9 protein-coding genes and 1 pseudogene are annotated in these 8916 nt (G+C 40.7%); 5 read left to right on the forward strand and 5 right to left on the reverse strand.

The genetic code is table 11. The features are described from left to right. Positions 1–12: 12 nt before the first annotated feature. Positions 13–630, reverse strand: a complete 618-nt coding sequence (locus WIW52_RS03475) for a hypothetical protein (RefSeq protein WP_337708634.1) — start codon at positions 628–630, stop codon at positions 13–15. On the opposite strand from WIW52_RS03475, the gene WIW52_RS03480 reads away from it, so the two are divergent. Together WIW52_RS03480 and mvaD are read left to right on the forward strand one after the other, a co-directional pair. Beyond that, positions 620–1609 carry a GHMP family kinase ATP-binding protein gene (locus WIW52_RS03480; protein WP_337708635.1) on the forward strand — a complete coding sequence of 330 codons (990 nt, stop codon included), beginning with the start codon at positions 620–622 and terminating at the stop codon, positions 1607–1609. The genes WIW52_RS03475 and WIW52_RS03480 overlap by 11 nt on opposite strands. Then, positions 1599–2573, forward strand: coding sequence for a diphosphomevalonate decarboxylase (mvaD, locus tag WIW52_RS03485; RefSeq protein ID WP_337708636.1), 975 nt, complete (start codon positions 1599–1601; stop codon positions 2571–2573). Before WIW52_RS03480 ends, mvaD begins: the two co-directional genes overlap by 11 nt. Here mvaD and WIW52_RS03490 read toward each other — a convergent pair. Both WIW52_RS03490 and WIW52_RS03495 read right to left on the reverse strand, forming a co-directional pair. Next, positions 2566–3801 carry an HD domain-containing protein gene (locus WIW52_RS03490; protein ID WP_337708637.1) on the reverse strand — a complete coding sequence of 412 codons (1236 nt, stop codon included), beginning with the start codon at positions 3799–3801 and terminating at the stop codon, positions 2566–2568. The two genes, mvaD and WIW52_RS03490, sit on opposite strands and share 8 nt — an antisense overlap. A gap of 25 nt (positions 3802–3826) precedes the next feature. After that, positions 3827–4537: a purine-nucleoside phosphorylase gene (locus WIW52_RS03495; RefSeq protein ID WP_337708642.1), complete on the reverse strand. Its 711-nt coding sequence runs from the start codon at positions 4535–4537 to the stop codon at positions 3827–3829. A gap of 247 nt (positions 4538–4784) precedes the next feature. Between WIW52_RS03495 and WIW52_RS03500 the strand changes: the two genes are divergently transcribed. Beyond that, on the forward strand, positions 4785–4985 hold the full coding sequence (locus tag WIW52_RS03500; protein WP_337708638.1) for a hypothetical protein: 201 nt from the start codon (positions 4785–4787) through the stop codon (positions 4983–4985). 17 nt (positions 4986–5002) lie between these two features. Here the strand turns inward: WIW52_RS03500 and WIW52_RS03505 are convergent, their stop codons facing one another. Next, on the reverse strand, positions 5003–6349 hold the full coding sequence (locus WIW52_RS03505) for a glycosyltransferase family 4 protein (protein ID WP_443295503.1): 1347 nt from the start codon (positions 6347–6349) through the stop codon (positions 5003–5005). A gap of 31 nt (positions 6350–6380) precedes the next feature. Between WIW52_RS03505 and treH2 the strand changes: the two genes are divergently transcribed. After that, positions 6381–8153: an alpha,alpha-trehalase TreH2 gene (gene treH2, locus WIW52_RS03510; RefSeq protein ID WP_337708639.1), complete on the forward strand. Its 1773-nt coding sequence runs from the start codon at positions 6381–6383 to the stop codon at positions 8151–8153. Beyond that, positions 8119–8661, forward strand: coding sequence for a hypothetical protein (locus tag WIW52_RS03515; protein WP_337708640.1), 543 nt, complete (start codon positions 8119–8121; stop codon positions 8659–8661). The genes treH2 and WIW52_RS03515 overlap by 35 nt, the downstream gene beginning before the upstream one ends. A 152-nt stretch (positions 8662–8813) precedes the next feature. On the opposite strand, the pseudogene WIW52_RS03520 reads toward WIW52_RS03515, so the two are convergent. Then, positions 8814–8916, reverse strand: a pseudogene (locus WIW52_RS03520) (transposase); the annotation flags it as partial.

The raw sequence follows: 8916 nt of genomic DNA on the forward strand, positions 1-8916 counted from the left end.
TTCACGTTCTATTTATGTATTTTTATTTTCATTGGAAACATTCTCGACTTTTTCAACGATTTCTTTTAACAACTTGTAATCTTTTTCTCCTCTAAATCTTTCTACAATTTTCAGGATGTTTTCAAGATCTTCTTTACTGTAAGAGGGTTCTACTATTTTAGTTAGTTTTCCTAAGACATCTGTAAGGGCTTGAATACTTTCTATATATTCAGGCAATGTCAATTCAGGCAGTGATGAGTAGAGATTTATCAGCCCTATTGAGATCAAGTTCAACCCTTTTGTCACCACGTTCTTAAGTTCTTCTAACTGCTTAGCCCTATCTTGTATCTGTATAATCTCGTCCTTCTTTTTACTTAGTTCGTTAATGTAACTTGCTATTCTGTATTTCTGCACCTCGAGTGAGATCATAGCGTCTCTTACTTGCCTTAAAGCAAAGTACCTGATCTCTCCTCCATTGTTAAGAACGTTTATGTAACCTTTAAAGTATAAGTCTCCTATACTTCTCTGTATTGACTCCCTGTCCATGTATACAGAGAGTGCTGAGAAAAGGGTGTTTGCATCTATCCCTCCGGGACCGGATTGAGAGATTAGAGTTAATATCAGCCTATCCCTTTTTTGAATGAACTCCATAACTACAATAGGGGTGAAGGAGATAAAAAGTGTAGCCAGTGCACCAGGCAAAGTTTTATGGATAGGCAGTTACTCCGTAGTGTTCGGAGGAATAGGTCATGTGATAGCTGTAAACAAGAGGGTTCACGCCGAGTGTAACATCTCCAACGAAAACTTGTTTGAGACATCATACGGGATTTTTAAAGGTAGAGGAAATGAGTTGATCGAAAGTGTGTTAAACCAGTTCAGAGTGATGTATGGCAATATACCGAAATTTCATGTTAAGCTAATCAACGACCCAGAGTTCATAATCAACGGTAGAAAAAGCGGTCTAGGTAGTTCTTCAGCTGCAACGGTCGCCTTAACAGCGTGCATCTTTTCCCTTTTAAGCGGAGGGAATAACCCTGACGAGGTGCACAAGATAGCTCAGAGAGCAAATTACGAGAGACAAAAAGGGATAGGTAGCGGTTTCGATGTGGCTTCTGCGGTATATGGCTCAATTATCTATAGAAGGTTTACTAACCTAGAGAAGATGGATTATTACGTGAAACCGTTAAGGATAAATAAGGAACTGGTGATGGCATTCATCGGGGAGAGTTTTGATACTGTAAGTTCTGTAGCCGAGTTCGTTAAGAAAAAAGAGGATCCACGTTTTAAGGAGATAATGAGTATGATAGAAGAAGAGAACAAGTTTGCTATTGAACTTATAGAAAAGGGAAGATTAGAAGAGGCTGTTGAACACGTAAGGTTAGCTAGGAACATGCTCATGAACTTAGCTACTGAAGTAGTTAACGTTAAGATTGAAAACGATTTCACCAGAAAATTGGAAGAAATAGCAGAAAGAGAGGGGGCTATCTTTTCTCTGTCCCCTGGAGCTGGAGGTGAGTCAGTAGTGGCTATTGGCGATAACCTTGAAAGGGTGAAAGAGGCGTGGGGTAAAATTAAAGGCGTTTCAGTGATCACACTTAAAGAAGACGAGGGATTGAAATTTGAGGCATGAAGGTGAAGCTATAGCACCGTCGAATATAGCGATAGTCAAATATTGGGGAAAGAGAAATGAAGAACTTAACTTGCCTCTTAACTCCTCACTATCCGTAACTTTACAGGGTTTAGAGGTCAGGACTAAGGTGATCTTCGATGAGGAGTTCGATAAAGACGAGGTGATCATAAACGGGGAAAAGGCGAGCCCAGAGGAAGTCGAGGAATACAGCGGTAGAGTGTTAAAGATATTTCGCAAGATTTACGGTAAAGATATTTATGCGAAAGTGATTTCTCAGTCCAATTTCCCTAAGGCCACTGGTCTCGCTTCTTCAGCAGCTGGTATTGCAGCTCTGGTCTATGCAGCTAATAGTGCCTTGGGTCTTGGTCTAGGCCAAAAAGAGTTGTCTAAGATAGCTAGGATAGGCTCTGGCAGTGCATGCAGGAGTACGGTAGGGGGTTTCGTCCTTTGGACTAAAGGTGAAAGAGACGACGGAGAGGACTCGTATTGTTATCAAATATTCCCCGAATATCACTGGAAGGAATTGGTAGACGTCATACCAGTTGTCTCGTCCAGCAAGAAGAAGGTGTCCTCACGTAAGGGGATGATAAGGACTTCCGAGACTTCGGCTTTGATGAAGTGCAGGGTGGAGTTCGTAGAAAATTCGTTAAAAGACGTTATAGACTCTATAGCAAAAAAAGACGAGCAGAGGTTTTATTACTGGACTATGAGGCACAGTAACAATATGCATGCTGTGATACTTGACAGCTGGCCCTCATTTTTCTATCTTAATGACACCTCTTTTAGGATAATGGAGTGGATTCAGGATAACGGAATAGCAGGTTACACTTTTGACGCAGGTCCTAACCCCCATATTTTCACTACTGAAAAACACGTTGATGAAGTCATAAACTTCATAAAGCAGCTAGGAATTACAAATTACTTCGTAACGAGAGTTGGCTCAGGGCCTAAAATCATCAACTAGGATTCTGATGAGACTTTGCGCACTCATAAATTATTCTTTCATACTTTTTGACCTTTTCAGTCTGGTTTACGTGATAGACTATTATCGCCTTCTTTAGATCTTTGACTGCATTGATCAAATTGGAGAATTTCGACAGTTGATACATATTCTCTCCATCAAATATGTAGACGGCCTCTCCTTCTTCCCTATATGGAGTGTCGAAGAACTCGTAATATATTACACCACCCTCAGTTTCCCTACTCAACTCGGTTATCTCCTTCTTATCGATATCGTTGAGACAATCACCCTCAATATCCTTCTTTATCCTCTTGTACCCTGAACGGAAGAATATTGCTTGGGGGAACTTCTGATCCTCCATTACCGATATAGAGACAAGAACATTAAAATCCGTTATGTGGAGGAAATTGTCTAATGTGAGTCTACCTTTTGAAATTAACTTAGCTATTGCGTGGGATAGTATTGAGTTATACATGCCGACTACACTGTGGAAATAAACGTTTTCGAACATGTACATCCTAGCTAAAAGGAACTGTTCAACGATCGGGATAGCCTTCTTGAGAACTGCTATCTTACCATCAACATAAGTCAATACCCTCTTCAACCTCTCCACGTCGTAAGAACCGTAGCCAACACCAGCGTAGTAGGAGTCTCTAAGTAAGTAATCTCCTCTGTCTGCATCAACGAAGTTGGAGACAAGTTGCAAGGCAAGTTTTTCCTCCTCGTTTTTAGGTTCTTCTCTAAGTACGTTGATGACGAACTTCACAGGGTCACTGTGAGATGAAAAGTTCTTTTCGAGTATACACGTAAGCTCGTTCTCGATTACGCTAATCCCGTTGTAGACATGGGTCTTTTTACCTTGGTAATTTATGTTTGTAATCCCGTAAACGTCCCTAGTAACTTGTAAAGCCGATTCAAAAGTGTGGGAGAAGGCTAAATGTCCTATGTCGTGAAGCAGACCGGTTACACCTACAAGTTCGACGTAGTCCTCGTCTACAAAATCTAGTCCCTCACTGTTCTTTTTAACGTATTGCAGAAACTCCTTTATAAGGTACATCACTCCCAAACTGTGTTCAAAACGTGTATGTCTCATCCCGGGATATACCATGTGAGCTAAAGCGTTTTGACTTATGTACCTGAGCCTTTGAAAATAAGGGTGAGAAATGATTGGCAGAACTTTGTCGCTTATTTCTATGTAACCGTGTATAGGGTCTCTTATTAACTTACTCATTATGGAAAATACAACTGCAGAAATTTTATAAATTGATCAGTGCGTCAAGTATTGCATTAGCTCCTTGCATTACTTTCTTTTCCAGCTCTTCCTTACTTATCCACCCGCCCTTGACTAAACTATCGGAGATCACTACAACTGCCCCACTCTTCAATTTCCTTAACTTACTAAGTGCGAAAAGAGTAGCACACTCCATCTCAACAGCTATATTACCTCTTTCAGACCACTTCTTTGTGAAGGCTTCGTCCTCTGCATAAAATGCATCACTGCTGAATACATTGCCGGTAAAGAACTTAAGCCCCTTAGCCTTAAACGAGTTATACAGTGCTAACAATACGTCAAAATCGGGAGTGGATGAGATACATGCGTCCTCCTTGAAATACTGGAGAAAGAGACCACCCCGGTTGTAAGAAGCCCCAGTGACTATAACATAGTCTCCTTTGTCCAACTCGGGGACTAAAGCTCCGGCTGTACCGTACCTAATGAAGACCTTCCCACCTAACATCGCTAATTCCTCGAGGACTATGGCTATCGAGGGACCACCTATTCCATGCGTCGCGATACTTACCTTAACATCCTTGTATTTGCCGGTGTAGACTAGAAAACCTCTGTTCTCGTTTACAAGCTTGGGTTCTTCCAATAAAGTTGAGAGTAGTTTAACCCTACTTGGGTCACCTGCTATTAAGACTCTTTCCGCGACTTCTCCTTTCTTAGCTAATATGTGAACCGGGTTCATTAAGATCAGCATTGAGTGTAATTTATATCATTAACTCATGACAGCCGGTGCTCATCATCCAACGTTTACTGATCATGACATGTGGTTATAAGCAATTGAATTTGCTCCTTTTTACTGAATTCATTTTTTTATCATATCGAGCTAAAAATTTTAGAAAAGTTGGGATAGACTGTCATCCTTAACTATTGTAAAGTTATTAAAAACATTCGGAATAAGGTTTAAAAGGTCAGACGTAATACGTTATCTTATGAAAGAGAGAGTAGTAGAGGCTAAAAGATTAGTGGGAAAGAAGACCGTGAGAGGAAAGACATATGAGTACGAGTACTACACACTACCGCTGAACTTATACATACCAAAGTCCATGGTTGAAAAGCACGGTACTAAGTTCATGCTACAAGTAGACGCAGAAAACGGTACTATCATAATAAAGCCAACCGAGAGTAAATAAAGAATCATCAATACTTTTTACCTTCCGTAATCCTTCATAGCTTCAATAAAGACATCTTTTATTTGTTCAAAAGCAAAGTTTACATCACATTTCTTCACGGTCTCCTTTCCCATCAGCCCATATTTATCGGGGTCTTTCAAGACAATATCTATTTTTTGTGCTAATTCCTGATGGTCACCACTCCTAAAGATATACCCGTTAGCCCCATCTATAATTAACTCACTTACGCCCGCACCTGAGCTCACTATTGCAGGCTTACCGTAAACCCAGCCCTCACAAACTACGAGTCCGAAACCCTCTATCCTAGATGGCAATGCAATTACATCTGAAGTCGCATATATTGTGAACAGTTCCTCGTCGTCTACATGACCGGTGAATACTACTTTATCGTAGACTCCTAAGTTCTGAGCCAGAGCCTTTAGCTTTCTCACCCATGAACTGGCCTTACCCGTTCCTAGAGCCCCGCTAGTAAAACTTCCGTTTCCAACCAGTAGTAACTTTACGTTAGGGGTTTTTACCTCCTTCATAGCTGTTATAACCACGTCTTGACTCTTCATGGGATCCATCCTAGCTACTACAGTTACCACCTTATCGTCAGGTTTAAGACCGTATTTATCCCTTACCTTTTCAACCTCTCCTTTCCCCGGTTTCTTATATAACGACGTGTCTATGTAGGGATATATCTGTTTAACCTTTGTTCTGGCTCCTGCTCTTAACAACCCCTCTAAGTCCCTCTTCGTACTGACTATCACGTAGTCAAAGCCCTCAAAGGACTTTACAATGAAATCCCTGATCTTTCTAGAGAGGATCTCTGGTATGAAGGGTATGTGATACCAGAGCACAGCTGGAGCAGAGGGGCCTATAATCCCTCCTACTAAGAGCTGTTGAAAATCGTTGATGAAGTAAATGTCAGTGTCCTTATAAAATTGTAGAAGTTTCTTAGCGGATAGCCAGTTATAATCGGCATACGAGATGTAGTGGAAGGGTTGAATTTCGTACTTAGTCAGACCGTGGGACTCGTTGTATATCCCCTCTTTGAACTCCGTGTAACCTTTAAGTGTCTCCGGTTGGACGTCGATGAAATAAAACTCCTTACGGTTGTAAATAACCTCCGGAGGGTAGCCAGGACCTAGAGACACCCATCTAGCTTTTGAAAACTTATCTAATATCGCCATCATCATCTTGGCAACTCCGCCAACAGATATGTAGTAATCAGAGCTGTCTATGGCCGATAAGTCTATGGGCAACTCAAGGTAACCGTACTTCTCAACGAGGTCTCGGTAGGTCTGTCTGAACCTTATGGGAGGAGTTTGAGTATTAATTGCTACTGAAACCATGGCGTAATAAGTAATATTAGCTATCATTTTTAAAAAAGTAAGCTCAGATTATGATACCATGAATTACACATTCCTATCTAACGGATTAACATCGGCCCTTGAGGTAAACGGAAGTATCGAGTGGTTTCCCATACCTCGTTATGATTCACCTTCAGTTTTCACCAAAATTCTTGATAGCGAAAAAGGTGGTTACTTTTTACTTACCCCTTTATCAAACGAGTACAAAGTGCAACAAGAGTACTTAGGTTATTCACTAGTAGTTAAGACCTCTTTCAAGACTACTTCGGGAGAGGCGAAAGTAATAGACTTTCTTCCCCTCTCCTTACCTGCGATCATAAGACTTTACGATAGTGAAGTGGAGTTGAGAGCCGTCGTCAGACCCGTTTTCAATTACGGTTTAATTAATGCTGGAACTGAAATAGTTGAGGACAAAGGCGTTGTCTACAAAAACCCTTTGTCGAAGGAAGGCTTAGAGCTCCTAATATACGGGAACTTTGAAATAAAATCCCCTTACGAGATCACTATTAAGCCTGGAAGGGGATACCTCTACTTACTCTATTCAAAAGATTTGAGATACGGACTCTTTAGCCAAAAAGGCTTTGTGTATTCTATGCCTTACGAAGCCTTCTCGAAACTGATAAGCTATACGGAAAAGGAACTGTCCAGAGCGAGAAAAGTGAACGTTCTGAGAGATATGTACTACCGCTCCCTATCAGTGATTCTAGGAATGTACTATAAGCCTTCGGGAGGAATTATAGCATCTCCTACGTCTTCAATCCCAGAAATAGTCGGAGAGAGCAGAAACTGGGACTATAGGTTCGTCTGGGTCAGGGACTCCTCTTACGCTGTAGAGGCTCTAGTTAAGGCTGGGTTAACTAACTATGCTAGGAGGACATTAGACTTCTTAATTAGTGTTTTAGATCCCTCCTCAAAGAGCTTCGATCATCCATTTTATACAATTGACGGTACACCACCTCCAGCTGAGGAAACTCTTGATTGGCTAAGCGGATTCCTCAATAGTAAACCCGTTAGGATCGGCAACGCGGCTTATTTACAAATACAAATGGACGTGGAAGGAGCGTTTATGAACGCCTTGTACACGTATTATAAGGAGACTGAAGATGATGATTATGTTGATAGGAACTTCTGGGCTATTGAGTCAATAGCGTCTTGGGTTAAATCCTCGTGGAGAGAACCGAGTACCGACATATGGGAAGAAAGGGGAGTGACAAGACATTACACCCATACTAAAGTCATGAGTTGGGTGTCGATGGATAGGGCTTCAAAACTGGCTTCAGCACTCGGTTATAGCGAGCTGGCTGAAGAATGGAAGAACATAGCTAATGAAATAAGAGAGGATGTAATGAGGAACGGAGTGAAAGACGGGTCTTTTATAAGGTATTATGGTGGAGATGAAATAGATGCCGCACTCTTAACGTTACCTCTCTACGATTTCATAAAAGCTGAAGATAAAGTGTTTCTGAACACACTAGATAGAATAGAAAAGGAGTTGAAAGTGGGGGAAGGTTTATATTTAAGGTACAGAAAGGACTTCATGGGCTTTACCGTAAATCCCTTTACGTTAGTGACTCTGTGGATGGCGAGAGTTTACGTAAGGTTAAACCAAGAGGGTAAGGCATTGGAGTTATTGGATAGAATTAGGCAATGCTCCTCCCCTCTGGGCTTAATAGGTGAACATATAGACCCAAAGACGTGTGAGGCAAGGGGTAATTTCCCCCACTTGTTCCCGCACTCTGGGGTAGTAATGACAATAGTTGAACTGGAGGAGAAGCAGAATGAAAAACAGCAGAATGTTCCAATTGATCAATGAGGCGATCGAGGAGATAGAAAAATTCAGATCTTGTGAAAGTGCATATTATATTCTGAAGTACTTGGCTAATAGTCGGGATAACTTGTGCGAAGAAGAGGAAGTTGATTACGATATAACGATAGACAACTTAATTTTCTTAGCTATGAACGGGAAACGTACGGAGAAAAAATATAAGTTATACGTGAACGCTTTTTTCATATACGATATGATATCTTCTTCTCTCGCAGTTCAGAACCCCCTATTCACGTTTAGATGGGGAAAGTTGTATTTCATTTACAGCTCTAGAATTAAGTCTCACTTGAACGCTCTGGTTAAGAATAAATTTCTATATTTAACTAGGAGTCAAGTTAGACTTACTCAGAGAGGAGAAGAAGAGATGGAAGGAGTTAAAACACTAATCAGTAAAGACTATTTAAGAAAGATAAATGAGAAGTTGAAGGAAATCGATAAGATGAAGTTGAAAGATTTGAAAATATATACTAAGAATTATCTATTTACAAAAAGTTGAGAACTATTTCATTGATTTCAGTTTAGTGGAAAAGTCTCGCTTCGTAGTAATTATCTGCTCTATTAAGTGAAAAATAGAAAATGACTTCATATTGGGTTAAATAATTTGCAAAGATAAATTAAACAATGCTTACTTACAGCAGTTATGGGACTTTAACGTAACTTAAAGATTTTCATTAGCCCAGGCGGTCCACCTAAATAACGTTCAACGAACCTGAGGAACGCCTCCACGCTCCTCAGGTTAAGAGCCCCCACC

Origin of the sequence: Stygiolobus sp. RP850M, assembly GCF_037389295.1 — an archaeon.
In the GTDB taxonomy this organism is placed as follows: domain Archaea; phylum Thermoproteota; class Thermoprotei_A; order Sulfolobales; family Sulfolobaceae; genus Stygiolobus.